Genomic DNA, 17,924 nt, shown 5'->3' with positions numbered 1-17,924 from the left:
AAATCCTCTCAATCGATACCTGCTGGGAAGCTGGCGGTTCGCTATGGGTTGATTCGGCACTAAACATGCAGCGAAAAGCGGCAGAATGGGTAACCAGATCACAGATAAACGTGGACTTATTGTCATCCTGATCGTTGGAACCGTGATCGTGTTCATTGGGCTGTTATGGGCGATCGCTACTTTCCTGCCTTTTAACCTACCAGACAGCGCCAGCCCAACTGAGACAATGGATGCCCCGCGGGAAAAAGAAAATTGCGCCTCACCGGTGGGTTATTGGACCAGGCACCCCGAATTGTATCCAGGACGGGTGGTGATTGGTGAGCATGTATACGAGGCGGCAGAACTTGAAACGGTTTTTTCGGACCAGAGTGACCTCCAGGCTTTACTCCAGGCCCAGCTGGCCAGCGCGTATTTGAATATCCTGTTGGGGGCAGACCAGAGCTATATCCAATCGACCATTTATGAGGCATACGGTTGGTTGGTGGCACACCCCATGGGGAGCCAGGTGGGGGTGATTGAAGCTGAAGATGGCAAGCGCTTATTAAACTTGCTGGAAGCGTACAACCTGGGGATGACCGGCGTGCCGGCGTGCAAGTCGGCCTTACCTTTTGCAGCAACCAGAGTGAAAGAAAAAGTGGAAACAGATACCGAGACGGCCACAATCACGCCTAGCGAGACAACTACCCTCCTACCGACTGAAACCTCAACCATAGTTGAGTACCCACCCACAGTGACATATGAGTACATTCAGCCGACCCGGGCAGCTACACGGACACCTGAGCCACCGATTCAATATCCGACGAACACACCTGTCCCACCGACACAGGCGCTACCCCCGACAAATACCCAGCCGCCGCCTCCTACGAATCCTCCGGTTGAACCACCTACAATAACACCGCCACCAGACATACCAACCATCACTCCAGCCCCTCACTGACAATAAAAATTCACACAGCGAGGGTTTATCGTATAATGCAGGGTGAGGAGACCGCTTTTTTGATGAAGAAGCTTACCGGCCTAACTTTGCCTATCTTGATGCTCATTCTGGTGTATTTAATCTTTCAGCCAGGAATGGGCACCAGCATGGCTCAGGATAATGTGCAGGCGATGGGGGATGCGCAAAACATCACTGATCAAATCGGGCCTCCGTGGATTAGCCCACCATTGTGGAATTATAGACGATCCATCATAATAACCAATAATAGCGGCGGTGAGTTAACTGATTACCAGGTATTAATTAGGCTGGATAGTAGCAATTTTGATTTTAATAAAGCAAAGATCGACGGATCAGACCTGCGATTCACGAAAAGCGATGGCACTACTGAGCTCGACTACTGGATCGAATCATGGAGTAAATCGGGTGAGCTGGCTTACATTTGGGTGGAAGTACCGACTTTAGAAATTGGGAATACCACCATCTATCTATATTTTTCAAATACATCCGCAGAAAATTTAAGCAACGGCTCAGAGACTTTTATTTTCTTTGATGATGATTGGTGCCAATTCCCAGGAGGGGGATGTTCACCAGGTGGAGTATTACCCTGGACCGTACTTGACGGTTCGCCTGAAGTATTAGATGGAAAAGTAGAGTTGGAAGAAAATGATGGAATTCAAACGGTAAATAACCAATTCAAGAATAATGCTGTAGGCTTCCGTGCGTATTTTGAATTAGGGACAGGTGGATATGAATGGGGAGGATTTATTAGTGCAGCAGGGGGACCGCGTACGATAATTGGTGACCGACCGTTACCGGATAACGACGACCTGTTTCTACAGGATCGGGTAACAGCTTATGATATTAACCTTTTACCCCGCATTCCCGGTAATGACTGGCATAGCGATTATCACATTTTTGAGATACGATGGTGGGTTGATGATCTGCTACCTACCAACAATCGAAGCATGGCAGATGCCGACCATGGAAATTCGAGTGTAAGCTCAGGTATTCCAAGTCAAGTACCAACCAGTCCACTGCCGGTGACTTTCTATAGTTATTATGGTTCGAATGCGAGGGTATTGGTGGATTGGGTGTATGTGCGCCAGTACCGTATTGCAGAACCGACGGTTACATATGGCACTGAGCAAGGGTTAGTCAACCTGGGCGTTACCCAAATTGACAGCCCTGATCCAGTATATGCAGGTGAACAACTAACCTACCACCTAACCGTCAGCAACTTGAGCAGTATCGACGCGCTAGGGGTGGTTGTTACGGATACACTGCCGAGTGGGGTTAATTTTGTAAGTGCCATTCCTTCACAGGGAACGTGCGACAATAGAATTGTGTGTGATTTAGGCAGTATTCCTGGGAATTCAACAGCGAATATAACGGTGATTGCCATTCCCACAGTTGATGGGATTACCAGTATTACTGCAACTGTTGGGTCAGCGAGCTACGATGTCGATATGAATAATAATAGCGCTGAGACGACAACTACTGTTCTGCCCTCTGCTGACCTATCCATAAACATAAAAAGCTCCCGTGATGCAGTACCCCCTGGTGCGATTTATACCTACGATATAACAGTCACTAATCAAGGCCCATCCGTCGGTGAAATGATCAATATTGTTAATAACCTGCCAGTAGAAGTTGAGTATCAGTCATCAAACCCAAGTGTCTGTATTAAGTCTGGTAATGACGTGAACTGTTCTATTACCGCTCCATTGTCACCGAGTTCGGAAACTCACATTCAGCTTTCGGTGAAGGTGATCAGCAGTACGACAGGAGAAATTAGTTTTACTGGGACTGTGAACTCAAACACCCATGATCCCTTGACTACTAATAACACGAACCATGAAAATGTATTTTTAGATGCAATCCCACCTACTGTACATTGGGTAGGTCCAGTTGGAAACGAAGTGACGTACATAACTTTGGGTGGTGTGATCAAGTTCGAAGCAACAGCCAGCGATAATGATCAAGTTGCAAGTGTGGTGTTCAAATTATGGGATCATTTCTTAACGCCACCTGATTATGTTGTAATTGGCAGCGTGACTTCTCCACCTTATCAAGTTATTTTTAATGGCAATGACCTTATTTCAAATTCTATCTACCAAGTATATGTATATGCCTATGATCGCGCGGGGAATTCTACTCGTAGCCGGATTCTTATAGAACGGCACAGTGTAACATTTTTACCTCTGACGAAGAAATAAAATGCCAGATATATTAAAAATCAAGCTTATACGTTTATTCTTTACTGTCGTATTTCGCGCAGGGCAGGCTGGAGTGATGCCTGGCTGTCTTCAAGAAAACCCACCGGTAAAGCCAGAGATGTAGTAGATGAAGCGGGTTCTCCTAACCTGGCGGCAGGGATGTAATACAAGCTGATCTCACCCCCAGGTTCAGCCTGATGGGAATAGAAAAGGTATGAGCCATCAGGGCTCCAATGTGCATCGCGGTAGCAACAGTCACCGTTGGGGGCCAATGGCTGGCTCTGGCCTTGATCCAGGTTGTAGAGCTGCAGGTCGCCAAAACCACTATCCGCTGATCCGTTGAGCAATAATTGACCACGATTGTTCAATGAGAGACTGGTGAGCTGTGGGCGGTCGAAATAACCGCGCAGGGTAAACAGGAAATGGGTGGGTAAGATATCCTTTATTGTGGGCGGCACTGGGGTGCAATTATTAAAATCGAGTACACGGACCTGGTCGCGAGAGATGCCATCCACCAGGGCGGAAAGCAACATGGCCAGCTGATTTCCAGCCATGGACCAACTCACTGATTTAATCACATCACCGGTCGTATATGGTGCAAAGCTGGCACAGCTAGCGAGAGCCTGGACATTGGCAGGTTGGCTTTCTTGTGGCAAGTTGAACAGCTGGGCATAGGGGAGCAGGTAAAGGTTGGTCCCATCCAACCCCAGTGCGACCTGCTGGCCAAGCGGGGAAATATCGAAAGCGTTAATGGCCGTCACTGCTGGAAAGCAGGTGAGGGTGAGGACTTCTCTGGTCTGCAAGCCGACCAGGTTGATGCAGTTGCCGGAAGTATAAATCACTGACTGGCCATCGGGTGTCCAATGCAGGTTGGATTTCAGATCGCCATCCGTGGTGAGCTGCAACAGGCTGGACCCATCCAGGTTGGAGGCCCAAATATCGGATGACCGGATAAAAGCAAGCTTATCTGCCTGGCCAAAGGTGTTTGATGATGGCGATGATGCGGGAACGGTTTGCCCTGCAGTCGGTGGTGGGCTGATTTGAGCTTCGGTGGTGGTAGCATTCAAGGTTGGAGTGCCCCAAAAAGGAAAATAACCGCGTGACAACAGGATCAGGAGAACTGCTAAAAGGAGAAGCACCACCAGGCTCAGGATCCAACCCCAAACCGGGAGGATGAAGCGGCGCTTGATGACCGGAGCTGGTTGGGCTCCTGGGCGCGCAGCGGAGATCCCTCCAGGGGGAGTAGAAAGTACCTGGCCTCCAGGAGGTGTGCCAGATGGTATGGGTTTGCTGGATTTAGCAATCTCAGGCTTTGAGGCTGGGGTTGAAACCACATTAGAGGTGGCAGACATGGGAGGCGGAGTGGAAACGGGTACTGAAGCATTGCGCGCTGCGCGGCTGGCAGGCGCAGCGCTGCTCTGGACCGCAGGCTTACGTTGCACACCTGTAGTCACTGCCTGGATCGCCTTAGCAAACTCACTTGCAGTCTGAAAACGGTCTTCTGGTTTTTTGGCCATGGCGGTATCGAGCACGGCCTGGATGCCTGTTGGCAGGCTAATATTCTGGTCGCGTACCTGAGGCACGGGGTTGACCAGGTGCATCATCATGACCGAAGCAGCTGTCGCGCCATTATATGGGACGACTCCGCTGAGCATCTGGTAGAGCACAACACCCATGGAATATATATCCGAACGCCCGTCTATCTCGCGCTCACCCTGGATCTGCTCTGGGCTCATATAAGCTGGAGTGCCCATGATGCTACCATCAGAAATGTTGGCAAAACCGATGGTTTCACGCAAGCGGGCGAGTCCGAAATCGGAAAGGAAAACATTATCGTATTTATCGAAAAGCAGATTGTCGGGCTTAACGTCGCGGTGGATGACGCCCCTGGCATGGGCAGTGTCCATGGCGGGGGCCAGGCGGAGGTACATTTCCATGCACTCACGCAGGGGGATGGGACCTTTTTTTAGCTTGTCACCCAGAGAGCCGCCTGACATGTAACGCATGACGATGTACGGCTGGCCTTCCTCCTCACCCATATCGTAGACCGGCACGATGGCGGGGTGTTCAAGCAGGGCAATCATCAAGGCCTCGCGCTCGAAACGCTCACGGAATTTGGTGGAATGTAAATAATAAGGGGGGAGGATCTTGATGGCCACTTCACGCTGAGAGCGCGGGTCATAGCCCAGGTAGACGGTCGACATGCCGCCCTGCCCAATCAAAGATTTAATATCATAGCGCCCAATATGTTGAAGTTCCATTGGTCTGGTCTGTAATTGTAGCCAAGGTTAGGGTAAACAGCAAGGTTGAACAGTGCAAGCTTACAGCTTTGTTAGGAGCATGAACAAAGGCTGGTAATCTTACCTACCCAGATATACAGGGGCAAGCTAGCCAGATGGAAGATGCAGGCAATATCGAGTATGGATATACTAAAAAAGTGCAGAAAGCATGGAATTATGCATGCACAAATATTTGAAGGTTAATTGGAGGTTGTTTATGGCAAGTGATACTGGAACTCTGAATACGCTCTCTGACGCCCTGGTGAAGGCCGTTGAAAAGGCTGGGGAAGCAACCGTGCTGGTAAATGCCAGGCGGCGGATGCCAGCCAGCGGCATCGTTTATGCTCATGATCTCATCATAACCGCTGATCATGTGGTTGAGAGGGATGAGGATATCTCGGTGAGGTTGGCTGATGGAAGGGAAATTAATGCCAGCATCGCCGGCAGGGATCCGGGTAACGACCTAGCTCTCATACGACTGGCTGAGGCTGCCGCCTCACCCGCCGAGAAAGTAAACCAGGATACCCGCATCGGTCAGCTGGTAATTGCCCTGGGTAGACCGAGCGAGGAGGGGATCGAGGCCAGCCTGGGTATCATCAGTGCCATCGGTGGTCCAGTGCGAACCGGGCGAGGCGGAATGTTGGAACGCTACCTGCGTACAGATGCGGTGCCCTTTCCAGGCTTCTCGGGAGGTCCACTGGTGGATACGGAAGGACGGGTGGTGGGTTTGAACACCTCCGGCCTGGCGCATGGTGTTGCGATCACCATTCCAGCCTTCCTGGTCTGGTCGGATGCGGAGAACCTGGCAAAATTTGGATATATCAAGCGCGGTTACCTGGGCATCCGTTCACAGCAGGTGGAGCTGGCGCCTGAACTGAGCAAAGCCCTTGGACGGGAGCAAGCGACAGGCTTGTTGTTGGTCACCGTTGAAAGGGAGAGCCCGGCAGAAACAGGTGGCCTTATCGTAGGCGATATCCTGGTAGCAATCGAGGGGCAAGCGACCCCTGACCACGATGCATTAATGGTCCACTTGAGTGGAGATAAAGTCGGAAAATCGCTCAGCCTGCAAATCATGCGGGGCGGGCAACCCAAGACGATCTCGGTGGTGATTGGTGAGCGGAAATAGCGTTATTGCTTTCAAGGGAGTACCTCGGGCAAGCGTGGCGAGGCTGTATCGGAAGATATAATACATCCACGAGGTGAAGTTGATCCGCATTACCATAATTGCACCAGCGATAGCAATCAGGGCAGGTTTACGGGCCTTATTAAGCGAGGACCCGCAGATCCGGGTCGTGGCAGAAGCAGGCAAACCAGGCGAGATAGATGAAACTTCATTGGATTGCGATGTTATCGTCTGGGCGCCTGGATCCCTGGTTGAACAGGTCGAAGCGTTCGTTGATCTCAAGACGGTGATAACGGAGACAACAGCCGTCCTGGTGCTGCACGATGACCCGGAGGAAGTACGTTCGATCAAAGAGCTCAAGGTTCGGGCTTGGGGCATATTGGATCCGGAAACGACCCAGGCGGAGCTGTTGGCCAGCATCCATGCATTGAATGAAGGATTGGTTGTGGCAAGCCCTGCCTGGATCAACCGGATGTATGCCGTGGGGGAGGCCAGGACGAGGCGGAGTGGGGATGAGATAGAACCGCTCACCAGCCGCGAGCTGGAGATCCTGCAGTTACTGGCGTTGGGATTGACGAATAAACAGATCGCAGCCAGGCTGAAAATCAGCGCCCATACAGTGAAGTTCCATCTGTCAATTATCTTTAATAAAATGGGAACCACCAACCGGCTGGAGACGGTCAAACTCGGTTTACAGAATGGATTGATTGCCCTGTAATTTTCAGTAGAGAATCGAATCGTCCAGCACCCCTTTTTTCTAAGAGATCTCCAATAATTGCATAGCAGGGAAATATTGGTCATGTTCAGATTATGGTTGAGCTTGCGCCTATGCTCAACAAGCACGGCGCGTATCGAGCGGGGAAGGCAGCTTATCGCAAAGCCTGAACCTTTCAAGCGGTATAATGATATAAGAAGTGTAGTAAAAATAAGCGATGCATTCGCTGGTGAGGTGAAGTGCCAGGATTAAAGGATATTTCCTCGGTCTGGAATAACATCAAAGAGGTCGACCTGAAGCCAATCAGGGATTCGGCGATCTATCCACTTAGGCTTGCCCTGGTGGGTGCGGAGGGATCGGGGAGGCATGCCCTGGCTGAGCAGCTACGCACAGACCCAAAACGAGCGGATATCCATACCCAGTCGACGATCATGATCTCCATCGTGGAGATGGCCAGCCAGACACTTACCGCTGACCTGATCATCTTGATGGTTGATGCCAGGCACGAGGATCTGGCAGAAGAGCTGGGCTTAGCTAGAAAATGGAGCGAGGCGGGCAAAAACTTGCTGGTCTTTATTAATCAAATAGGCTTTCCGGATGAAAACAAGGCAATCAGTACCGCTCAGGAGTGGCCCGTCGCCAGGTTGCTGGCTGGACCGGCAAATGATAGTGCTTTTTTAGTTAACGAATTTGTGCCGGTAATCCTGGAGATGCTTCCCCACCGACACCTGGCGCTAGGCAGGTTGTTCCCCTTGTTCCGGCTGACGATTGCCCACCAGCTGATCAATGAAACCTGTTTTTCGAACGCCGCCTATTCCTTCAGCACCGGGCTGGCTGAGATTGTGCCCGTGCTGGACCTGCCGTTAAACTTGACCGACCTGGTGATCTTAACCAAATCGCAGGCATTTATGGCGTACAAACTAGGCTTGCTGGTGGGATTCTCCACGCGCTGGCAGGATTATGTGACTGAGTTCGGGGGCGTCATCGGAGGCGGATTCGTGTGGAGGCAGGCGGCGCGCAGCCTGGTTGGCCTGGTGCCAGGCTGGGGGATCATACCCAAGGTAGCGATCGCCTATTCGGGGACTTACGTAGTGGGGCATGCCATCCTGGGTTGGTACCTGGGAGGCAAACACCTCACCCCCAAGCAAATGCGCGATTTATCATTGCAGGCATTCACGCGGGGTAAGGAATACGCCCGGACGATTAGTGCAAAGCTGCCTAAACGAAAACCGAGAAAGAAACAGGAAGGATTACCAGCAGGGAAAATTGAGCCTGCCTTTGTGCCGGATGAGTGGATCACAACTGCAGGTGAAATTGTGATCGACACGAGCAGTGGAGCTCAAGCGGCTGAAGCGGTCGAAGTCGATGGGGATCTCCTGCCAACAGCTGTCGGAGAAGCCAATGCAGAAAAATACCTGCCAAGAAAGCGAATAAAGCAGCCCAAGGAGCCCAAACGCATCCGGATTCTGCAGCGCAGGCAGAAATTGGCTCCTGCAGAGCACCTGCAGGTGTGCCCTCAGTGCGGGAGAACATCCTCAGCGGATGCGCAGTTCTGCCAGTACTGCGGGATGAAGTTGGTAAGCTAGAACCCAAGGTTAGCCCGTTTGACATTACCGGTAATAATCATTAATATTGGTAGCAGGATCACGATACCAGTTAATCCAGCAAGATCAGCAAGGAGGCAGATATGGCAGAGGCACAGTACCGGCTGGTGGTCAGACAGGGGCCTAACCCTGGCCAAATTTATGAGCTGAAGAAAACCGAGATAGCCATCGGGCGAGATATTACCAATGATATCGTGATCAATGATGCTGAAGTTTCGCGGAGGCACGCTCATTTGACACTGGAAGATGGGCGCTACACGATTGAAGATCTGAATTCAACCAATGGGACCTATATTGATGGGCAGCGCCTGATCGGTCCGCATGTGCTGGCAGTGGGTGAGATTTTGATGTTCGGGGATAACGTGGGCATGGTCTTTGAGGGTGAGCCCTCCATGGTCGACCTCACTGTGCCGAGCGCAGCTGACATAGGGCGAACTCCGGTAGCTGCCATTCCTGTACCGGTAGAGAGTTACCAAGCACCAGTTGAAATCAAGAAGCCTCAAACGAGTGGCGTGGCTGCTCCGCAGCCGCGGGTAATGGAAGCAACACCCGTTGAAGAGGCTGAAAGGAAGCCGATAAACTCGTGGTTATTGGCGGGATGCGGGTGCTTGCTAGTGATCCTGGTGCTGGTGATCGCCTTGCTGGTGTTCATCGACCAGCCCTGGAACCCTGGTGGAGGCCTGTACTGTGTGTCGCCATTCGATATCATCTTCTCTGCGTTGGGTTATTGCCGATAAGGGTGACACGATGAACACAGATCTGAGGCCAAAGAGACCCTGGCCAGACCTGATCGCCTTGTTACTGGCATTTAGTGCGGCAGTCATCACATTTTTTGGGGCAGTGCTCACCTACCTCTCCCAGGCACAGATCGGATCCGCACCACTCTGGCCACTGCCGGGTCTGGTACTGGTCGATTGGACTTTGTTGGGAACGATTGGTTTCGTAACCGCCTTTTCTTGCTTGCGAATGAAGACGGCTGGCTGGTTTCGAACGACCTGGATCATCACGGGGACATTCATCCCCATCGCAATCCTGGGTGCATTTTCGATTGGTATGGTGGTAATGCTCACCTTCCTGCTGTTTGTCTTCTCAACGGTGATCATCGCCATACGCTACCAGGCAAAATGGCTGGAAAGTTTTGGCATGCTCATGCTCGGATCGATCGGCAACCTGGCAATCTTGATGGCGATCATCACGCTCAGCAATCAGCCTCAATAAAATTAGATTACGGTTTCTTGGTGTTTACGGGGTGATCATCCACGCGCCATTGGTGCGTGACAGATTCACGGTCGTCAATGTTGGCCCCGTGGATGTTGTGACCTCACACGACGCAGTATTCCCACTTACGTTGAGCCGTTGCACTTCATAACCTGATTCCAAAAGTGTATTTACAATCGCAAGGTAGTCGGAGGCTATTTGAGAGATGGAGAAGGGCTCAAACGCATCGCGCACGAGGCCATCCAGTACCAGGTTGATATACTCCAGCATGCGCCTGGCAGAGGTGTAATCCTGGTTGGACATGTGCTGATGGGCGGTGATGAACAGGGTTTCAAGGGCGAGGTTGGTGGGAGTGTGCGGGTGGCGCAGGTAATCGGCAACGATGCCGCGTTCGCGCATGCTTTTGTTATCCATCAGCCACGCCGTGCGGAAATACGCAGACGGGTCGAGCAGCTGCTGATAGCGGCGCATCGTATCATAATACGTGACAGTCAGGGTGATGTCATCCACCCAAGCGGAGGTGTCAGGCTCCTGCTGCAGGGCAGCCAGGAAATCCTGCTCTAGCTGAGCGAAGGAAATTGAAAAGTGAGCCTGGAGAGCCGCGTCAATTGAAGCCGATTGAGCCTCCCCAGAACGGGTATGGATATCACGGTAAAAAGCTAAGAAGGCTTCCTGACCATAGGTTTTAACCATATATTCGATTAGTGCAGCCCCTTCAAGATAACCAATTTCATGCTGCTGGGCATAAAAATCGTCAGACAGGGTAATCAGGGGGATATACATATTGGTGTAGACAGGTAACAATGCAGCCGCGCGGGGCATCAGCGGTTCAGGCTTATAATGCCCCCCAGTCATGTAGACTGCCAGGCCTTCCACGAAGATAGTTGGGCGGAAATCACCTTCCAGGTGGGCGTCGATGGCGTGAATCATTTCGTGATGCACCACGAACTCCCATAAATTTGCAGCGTAATTTCGGTCCAGATAGGATACGCTTATCTCGCTGGCGGTGAAACCACCATGCCCCAGCAAGCGGGGCAGGATGGTTATGGTGATAGGCTCAGTAAAGCTGGCACTCATTTTTTGCATGGCGTCCTGAGCCTGGGAATCTATTGATGTGGTGAGCTGTGTAAGATCACGCTCAGAGGCAGTGTTAGTGATGTAATTAATGGCACAACATGCGGAGCGTGTCTCCACCCAATGGGCAGCCGCCTGGTCGGGTGGCATATCCTCACGAGGCAGCAAGTTAACCCGCTCAGACCAGGTAATCCCTTGAGGCTGGACACTGAATTCGAGGTTATGGTAGCCTGGTTGGAGATTACTCGTATCCCAGGCCCAAATCATGGAGGCTTCAGAACGGCCTGCAATGCCCCATGGACCGAAATCAACAGGCCCGAGGATTGTCTCAGAGGGTGGATCGATCTGCACCCGCAGAGAAGAACCCTGTACATTCACTCCAGGAAGCGAAACCACCTCGAAGCTGATTTGATCACCCACATAGAGCACATCATCCGGATGGTAGAGGACTTCGAAGGTGCCCGATGACGGCGTAGGCGGGGTGACTGGTACGCTTGTGGCTGGAACCAGGCTGGCAGTTGCGGCCGGTGAAGGTGTTGCAGTTAGTGATGCGGTCGCAAAAAGTGTGGGCTGTAAGGAGGCGGTAGGTGTGGCAGTGGGAAGGAGCGAGATTGGTAAGCCAGCACAACCCGCGGCTACAATGAGGATGAAAATCATTCCGAAAAAGCGACGCATGCATATATTATAAAATACCCATGGGTGGTAGAATAAAATTGCTTCTATTAAAAATCTCACATCTTTATCCTAAGGAGGTAATAATGTCACCGATGTTCGTACCTGGCCCGGTAGATGTTTCGCCGGATGTTCTCCAGCAACAGACGAGAGCGATGATGCCTCACCGCAGTAAAGATTTTGAGGCAATTTTTCAGCGGGCAGCTGATAAGTTACGCCAGATTTTCTTCACCCAATACCGCATCTTCATCATGACCAATTCAGGCAGTGGTGCACAGGAATCGGCGGTGCGTAACCTGGCTAAAGAGCGTGTCTTGAACTGTGTGAATGGTTCTTTCGCCAAGCGCTGGTATGACGTGTCGATTGCCAACGGCAAGCTGGCAGATAAGGTGGAAGTACCCATGGGGCAAGCCATCCTGCCCGAGATGGTGGAAGAAGCCCTCAAGAAACAAAAGTACGAGCTGATCACGATCGTACATAACGAGACGTCCACCGGTGTGCAGAACCCGGTCAAGGAAATCGCTGAAGTGGTCCACCGGGTGAGCCCGGATACCTTGATCGCGGTCGATGCAGTATCCAGCCTGGCTGGTACGAGAATCGAGATGGATGACTGGGGGCTGGATGTGCTGTTCACCTCTTCGCAAAAATGCTTAGGCCTGCCACCCGGGATCGCCCTGGTCGGCGTCAATGACCGGGCAATGGCGCGTGCTGCGGAAGTGCCGTTCAGGGGCTGGTATTTTGACTACCTGCTTTTGGAGAAGCACCGCCTCAAAGATACCACGCCGATGACACCCGCCATGTCTTTGATCTTCGCCCTGGATTATCAAATTGACCGCATGCTGTCTGAGGGGATTGAAAATCGCTTCGCCCGCCACAGCGCGATGGCCAGGTTCTCACAGGAATGGGCAACGAAGAAAGGCTGGCCACTGTTCGCCCCAGAAGGCTACCGGTCACAGACCATCACCGTGGTTGTCAACCCACCGACCTTCGACTGCGCCGAGTTCAATAAGTTTGTCGGGCCGCGCAACCTCAGGCTGGCGAATGGATACGGTGACCTAAAAGGCAAAACCTTCCGTATCGCCCACATGGCGGAAATCCAGATGAGCGACCTGGAGAACCTGCTGGGCGGGATCGATGAATTCATGGTAGGCAAGTAGACAAAATTTACTATACAGAGACGCTCCCCAGAGGGGCGTCTCTGTGTTTAAAGGGCTGGGAGAAGATGCCGGATACGTTTGAGGTGAAGATTGAAAGCCTGGCGTATGGTGGGGATGGGCTGGGGAGATTGCCAGACGGCAGGGTGACATTTGTGCCATATACCATCCCGGGTGAGCGAGTGAAGATACGGCTGGTTGAGGATAAACCCAAGTTTAGCAGAGCCCAGCTGCTCGAGGTTCTGGAATCATCCCCAGGTAGGGTGGAGCCGCGCTGCCAGCATTTTTATACCTGCGGAGGCTGCCATTACCAGCACATGGATTATGCCGCCCAAGTGGAAGCTAAAAAAATGATCCTGCAGGAACAGCTGGAACGGATTGGAGGTTTGCACAATTTACCGCAGATCGACGTGGTACCTGCTCCAGTGGCATGGAACTACCGGAACTCGATCCAATTCCATCTGACACAGGATGGCAGGCTCGGGTTCCAGAAAGCGCGTTCCAACCAGACCTTCGTCATTGTGGAATGCTACCTGCCCGAAGCTGGTATCAATTTGCTATGGCCACAGATTGAGCTGGAGCCCATCGCTGGCCTGGAGCGGGTGAGCATCCGCCAGGGTATAGATGAAGAGCTGATGATCATCTTGGAAAGTAACGATGCGGCAGAAGTCGATTTCAGCATAGAAAACCTGCCGGTCTCGATCGTCCAGGCAGGACAGAGTGGTTTTACCGTACTCGCAGGCAGCATCCATGTAATGATGGCAGTGCTGGATCGGCAGTTCCATGTTTCAGCGGGGTCATTTTTCCAGGTTAACAGCCTGCAGGCTCAGGCTATGGTGCAGCACCTGCTGGGTCACCTGCCGCTGGAAAAAGAGATGACCGTGCTGGACGCGTATAGCGGCGTGGGCCTATTCAGCGCTTTTCTGGCCTTGAAAGTGAAGCGCCTGGTAGGAATCGAGGTGTCTCCACAGGCATGTGAGGATTTCACGATCAACCTGGATGAATTTGATCATGTGGAGTTATATGAAGCTCCTGTAGAACAGGTGCTTGCATCGGTGAATTTTCATCCAGATGTGGTCGTACTCGACCCGCCTCGGGCAGGGCTGGGATCTAAAGTAGTGGAGGGGGTGCTGGCACAAGGGGCCAAGCGCTTAGCTTACGTGTCGTGCGACCCAGCGACCCTGGCGCGGGACAGTCAACAACTGCTTGCAGGGGGATATCAGCTCAATAACCTAACACTCTTTGACATGTTTCCCCAGACATATCACGTTGAGACGGTAGCATTGATGTCAAGGGTAAAAGAGTGAGGGTATGAAAATCCAGTAGATAAAGCTTTTCGAAGTTGAAGAGTAAATATCCAATGTGTGAAAATCGTAAAAATGTCGTACTGTTTTGTTTCTGCCCTTAGACTTAAAATAAAGCAATGCGCTCTACGTTTTAGTTACGTGATGGGATACTGTTTATAGACAAGACGAGGAGGATAACGGGATGAAAAAATATCCGAGAACAGAAAAATACGATAGTAACTGGGTTAGTGAAAACTGGATGGGACCTAATCCACTGTGGCTGCTTGAGGAATTGTGCGAACACATAGAATTAAACCCGGGTATGAAGGTTCTTGACATGGGTTGCGGAAAGGGCATTACTTCAGTATTTCTGGCGAAAGAATTTAACGTAACGGTATTTGCCAACGACTTGTGGATTAGTGCGACAGAGAACCTCAAACGCATTGAGGAAGCCGGCGTAGCCGAACTGGTGTTTCCCATCCATGCGGAAGCCCATGCCCTGCCTTATGCCGAGGGATTCTTCGACGCTGCGATATCAATAGATAGCTACGAATATTATGGAGCGGATGAAACGTATTTCCCTTGCACATACTCAAAGTTGGTAAAACCCGGTGGTCAATTTGGCATCGTGGTTCCGGGTTTGACGAGAGAATTTGATAAAGGCTATCCCGAAACGCTTAAAGAGCATTGGGAGGGGGATATGTTCAGCTTTCACAGCAAGAATTGGTGGCGGCATCTTTGGGAAAAGACCGGAATTGTAGAAATCACCGCTTGTTATGATATGGAAGAACCTAAAGAAATATGGCAACCGTGGGCAAAATGGGCAAAGGATCATCTCGGTTTTAAGGATGTGGAATTTTTGAATTCCGATACCAATAATGACATTGCGCTAATTGTCATGAGCGCTATTAAAGGACAGACTACTCCGGTGGTGTGACCGAACCGGACGATTGCGTGTTGAAGTTTACGGCGCGAAGCGGATTGCATTACAGTAATTTCAAAAGTGAGAATTTTACGATATGACAAGCTTTGTAAGAGCAGAATTGGAGGAAGACAAGACAGCCCTGACCTCCAAGCGCCAAAAGTGTGAGACGATAGATGAGGGAAAGAAACTGGGCAAGTCACAGTAAACCTTATTTGGTCGTATTCCCTTTGACGGAAATATGTTAAAAAAATAAACAAGGAATCAAATTGATCCTTTCGTTTCACAACTAAGAAGGGTGAATTCGGCCAGAAGAGTAGTAATTGGTGTCGATATGTTTGGGGAGAATTTCCATATAAGGGGAAAGAATTCCTAATATTCCAAGCAAAATTTTTAAAAAGCTGGTACACATCCTGCATAATCAGTACATATATTCTAAAAACCTCTTGACATAGAACATATGTTCTGTTATACTGATTACAGGTAAAAAGAACGATGAGAGGTTTATGGAGGTGTTGTAATGAACATTGGGATGCTGTGGTATGACAATGATAAGCACTCTGACCTAACCACCAAAATCAAAAAGGCGGTTGAGTATTACAATACTAAATATGGAAAAGCACCTAACCTGTGTCTCGTGCACCCAAAAACACTGGGTGAGACCGCCTGGAAAGGCTCGGGTATCGAGATCAGGGTCACCCGCTCGGTATTACCGAATCATTTCTGGCTGGGGGTAAATACAAGTAATGGTCCGGCTAGCTCGTAAGCTCAACTACGAGAAGCTCAAGTGCTAAATCCGGCTCCATCTGGCTCGATTTAATCGCTTCATCAAAATCCAGTAAACGATGATAGATATGCTCAAGGAATTTTGCGGAGAATCGATTGGCACTTTCCATGGCGATTTTTGCAGGGTAGTAACTGATCTTTAACGACCTGGGGAACTCATCCACCGTGCCATGCTCGTCCAGGATCTCCCTGGCAACAAGCAACGCCCTAATTTGAAAAATAATACTTGAAAATATCCGTAAGGGATCTTCGTCTTGCAGGCTGCGGTGAAGCAGGGCCTGGGAACGGCGTTGATCGCGATCGCGAATGGCATTCACCAGATCAAAATCGCCGATCCTGGCGGTCAGGGGTGTGAGGTGCTCGACATCGTCTTCATCCACCGGGCGGGAGAAGCTCGTGTAGGTTAAAAGTTTATCGATTTCCTGCGAAGCCAGGCGGGTGTCATCGCCGACCTGACTGGCGAGGGCCACCGCACCAGGGGTGGTGATCTGCCCGCCTGCAGCCTTGATATTATCCTGGATCCACTTCACCATCAAGGCCCCTCCAGGTTGGGAATGGTGGCGGACAAATACCCGGTGAGCCTGTTCTGGTGAAAGAGCCCATTTTTCCAACCAGTGCAGCTTGCCTACCTTACGGAATTTATCTTTAGTCAAAAAATCATATTCCACCAGGAGCAGCTTCGCGGTCGGTTTTGGATTTGCCAGGTAACCGATAAATTCCTGCTGCTCACTTTTTTCCCTGTAACGGGCAGTGGGGTGGGTGAGTATCACCAGGCGCCTGGAGGCCAGGAAAGGCACGCTGGCCGTGGCATCTTTGAGCTGCGCCAAGCTGGCTAACCTGCCATCCAAGCGGATGGTATTCATGTCGGCGATGCTTGGCTCGCCAAGATGGCTGATGATCTTGGCGATAGAGGCGTTGATGGCAAACTCATCATCGCCATCAAACAAGTAAATCTCGGGTCCTTCGTCAGCCAAATCTAGCCTCTTGTTTCGATGCGGTTCAAAGTCATGCGGCCCTGGGTTTTGTTCGTGATCGCCACGACCTCCAGGGATCCAGGCTGACCCGAAGTGGTGATGTGGCGTTGAATGGATAGGGCCAGAGGTTGCGCAGCGATCAGGGCAAGCGTAGCCAGGGAAGCCGCCAATGGCAAGCGCGAAAGTTTGTCCTGCCATCGCCTGCCGGCTGTCAGCATGGCAGCAGCTCCCGATAATCCTGCCAGAACCCCCGCAGTGACATAATTCGTACCACAGTTGGGATGGACTGCCAGATCAGCTTCACCTGCCCGCAGGCGGGTGAGCGCTTCCTGGACAGCTGCATGTAAGTCTTCAGGTGAGACTTCACCAATGATCCAAAAACCACCCATATCAGAGTGACCCATCAGGGCGGTGTGGGGTAAACGAGAGGATAAAACGTGCAATGTGGCATGTTCAAGAGCATGATTACGGCGGATACGAGAAAGCACAGGCGCTTCGAGGAGACCAGGTTTTGAGTTACTCAGCGGTTCGGCCATGAAAACCTCCAATCCAGGCTGATTATACCAGTCCGGTCAGGTGAGCCTTAATTTGGCGACAGGTAAGATCAAATTGACCAGCAGGCTGGTACGTCAGAAAGGATGATATTAACTTTTATGAGGTTTGATTACCTGGTGAGCGAAACTTGACCTTCATGCATGATGTGGGCAGCCTTACGGCCGATCTCAACCGCGAAGTTCGTACCACGATCCCATGGATAGACCTGGCTCATACTGGCGAAATAAAGGCCTGGAATGGGGGTCTGGATGGCGGGAATATTGCGCGAGTGGTTCAGTAATGGGACGGGTTGGGCATACTTTGTGCGGTACAGCCAGGTCTTGTTCACCCAGCCCGGCTCGAATTTGGGATTGATGCGGGCCAGGGAAGGAATGAAGCGTTGAAGAAGCTCATCCTGACCCAAAGAGAA

15 protein-coding genes and 1 pseudogene are annotated in these 17,924 nt (G+C 51.2%); 12 read left to right on the top strand and 4 right to left on the bottom strand.

The window, feature by feature from the left end; translation table 11 throughout:
* Positions 1 to 85: 85 nt before the first annotated feature.
* Both C3F13_03050 and C3F13_03045 read left to right on the top strand, forming a co-directional pair.
* Positions 86 to 937, top strand: a complete 852-nt coding sequence (locus C3F13_03050) for a hypothetical protein (GenBank protein ID PWB55668.1) — start codon at positions 86 to 88, stop codon at positions 935 to 937.
* Between the two features lie 35 nt (positions 938 to 972).
* Positions 973 to 3,153 (top strand): hypothetical protein, encoded by a 2,181-nt coding sequence (locus tag C3F13_03045; GenBank protein PWB55667.1) that lies wholly within the window; start codon positions 973 to 975, stop codon positions 3,151 to 3,153.
* 41 nt (positions 3,154 to 3,194) lie between these two features.
* Here the strand turns inward: C3F13_03045 and C3F13_03040 are convergent, their stop codons facing one another.
* Entirely contained in the window at positions 3,195 to 5,414 is a 2,220-nt protein-coding gene (locus tag C3F13_03040; GenBank protein PWB55666.1) for a hypothetical protein, read from the bottom strand.
* Between the two features lie 235 nt (positions 5,415 to 5,649).
* Between C3F13_03040 and C3F13_03035 the strand changes: the two genes are divergently transcribed.
* From C3F13_03035 to C3F13_03015, 5 genes are all read left to right on the top strand, one after another.
* Positions 5,650 to 6,558 (top strand): signal protein PDZ, encoded by a 909-nt coding sequence (locus tag C3F13_03035; GenBank protein PWB55665.1) that lies wholly within the window; start codon positions 5,650 to 5,652, stop codon positions 6,556 to 6,558.
* Between the two features lie 79 nt (positions 6,559 to 6,637).
* Positions 6,638 to 7,273: a hypothetical protein gene (locus C3F13_03030; GenBank protein ID PWB55664.1), complete on the top strand. Its 636-nt coding sequence runs from the start codon at positions 6,638 to 6,640 to the stop codon at positions 7,271 to 7,273.
* A 236-nt stretch (positions 7,274 to 7,509) separates the two neighbouring features.
* Complete coding sequence (locus tag C3F13_03025) at positions 7,510 to 8,856, top strand: hypothetical protein (GenBank protein ID PWB55663.1); 1,347 nt, start codon at positions 7,510 to 7,512, stop codon at positions 8,854 to 8,856.
* A gap of 101 nt (positions 8,857 to 8,957) precedes the next feature.
* Positions 8,958 to 9,611 (top strand): hypothetical protein, encoded by a 654-nt coding sequence (locus C3F13_03020; GenBank protein PWB55662.1) that lies wholly within the window; start codon positions 8,958 to 8,960, stop codon positions 9,609 to 9,611.
* Positions 9,612 to 9,621: 10 nt separating this feature from the next.
* Entirely contained in the window at positions 9,622 to 10,092 is a 471-nt protein-coding gene (locus tag C3F13_03015; protein ID PWB55661.1) for a hypothetical protein, read from the top strand.
* 24 nt (positions 10,093 to 10,116) lie between these two features.
* Here the strand turns inward: C3F13_03015 and C3F13_03010 are convergent, their stop codons facing one another.
* Positions 10,117 to 11,901 (bottom strand): hypothetical protein, encoded by a 1,785-nt coding sequence (locus tag C3F13_03010; protein PWB55660.1) that lies wholly within the window; start codon positions 11,899 to 11,901, stop codon positions 10,117 to 10,119.
* Between C3F13_03010 and C3F13_03005 the strand changes: the two genes are divergently transcribed.
* The 5 genes and pseudogenes from C3F13_03005 to C3F13_02985 all read left to right on the top strand — a co-directional run bounded on the left by C3F13_03005 (position 11,862) and on the right by C3F13_02985 (position 15,966).
* Positions 11,862 to 12,995, top strand: a complete 1,134-nt coding sequence (locus C3F13_03005; GenBank protein ID PWB55659.1) for an aminotransferase — start codon at positions 11,862 to 11,864, stop codon at positions 12,993 to 12,995. The two genes, C3F13_03010 and C3F13_03005, sit on opposite strands and share 40 nt — an antisense overlap.
* A gap of 65 nt (positions 12,996 to 13,060) precedes the next feature.
* Positions 13,061 to 14,299 (top strand): hypothetical protein, encoded by a 1,239-nt coding sequence (locus tag C3F13_03000; protein PWB55658.1) that lies wholly within the window; start codon positions 13,061 to 13,063, stop codon positions 14,297 to 14,299.
* 181 nt (positions 14,300 to 14,480) lie between these two features.
* Complete coding sequence (locus C3F13_02995) at positions 14,481 to 15,215, top strand: SAM-dependent methyltransferase (protein ID PWB55657.1); 735 nt, start codon at positions 14,481 to 14,483, stop codon at positions 15,213 to 15,215.
* A pseudogene (locus C3F13_02990) lies at positions 15,200 to 15,301 on the top strand (pyridoxamine 5'-phosphate oxidase). Before C3F13_02995 ends, C3F13_02990 begins: the two are co-directional and overlap by 16 nt.
* 419 nt (positions 15,302 to 15,720) lie before the next feature.
* The gene (locus tag C3F13_02985) at positions 15,721 to 15,966 is read left to right on the top strand and encodes a hypothetical protein (protein ID PWB55656.1); all 246 of its coding nucleotides are present in this window, start codon (positions 15,721 to 15,723) and stop codon (positions 15,964 to 15,966) included.
* Here C3F13_02985 and holA read toward each other — a convergent pair.
* Together holA and C3F13_02975 are read right to left on the bottom strand one after the other, a co-directional pair.
* Positions 15,956 to 17,158, bottom strand: coding sequence for a DNA polymerase III subunit delta (gene holA / locus C3F13_02980; protein ID PWB55655.1), 1,203 nt, complete (start codon positions 17,156 to 17,158; stop codon positions 15,956 to 15,958). The two genes, C3F13_02985 and holA, sit on opposite strands and share 11 nt — an antisense overlap.
* 466 nt (positions 17,159 to 17,624) lie before the next feature.
* A partial coding sequence (locus tag C3F13_02975; GenBank protein ID PWB55654.1) for an oxidoreductase occupies positions 17,625 to 17,924 on the bottom strand: 300 nt, incomplete at its 5' end.

This window comes from Anaerolineales bacterium, assembly GCA_003105035.1.
GTDB lineage: Bacteria > Chloroflexota > Anaerolineae > Anaerolineales > UBA4823 > FEB-25.
Note: the sequence above shows the minus strand (reverse complement) of the source record. Positions and strands in the feature narration are given on the sequence as shown.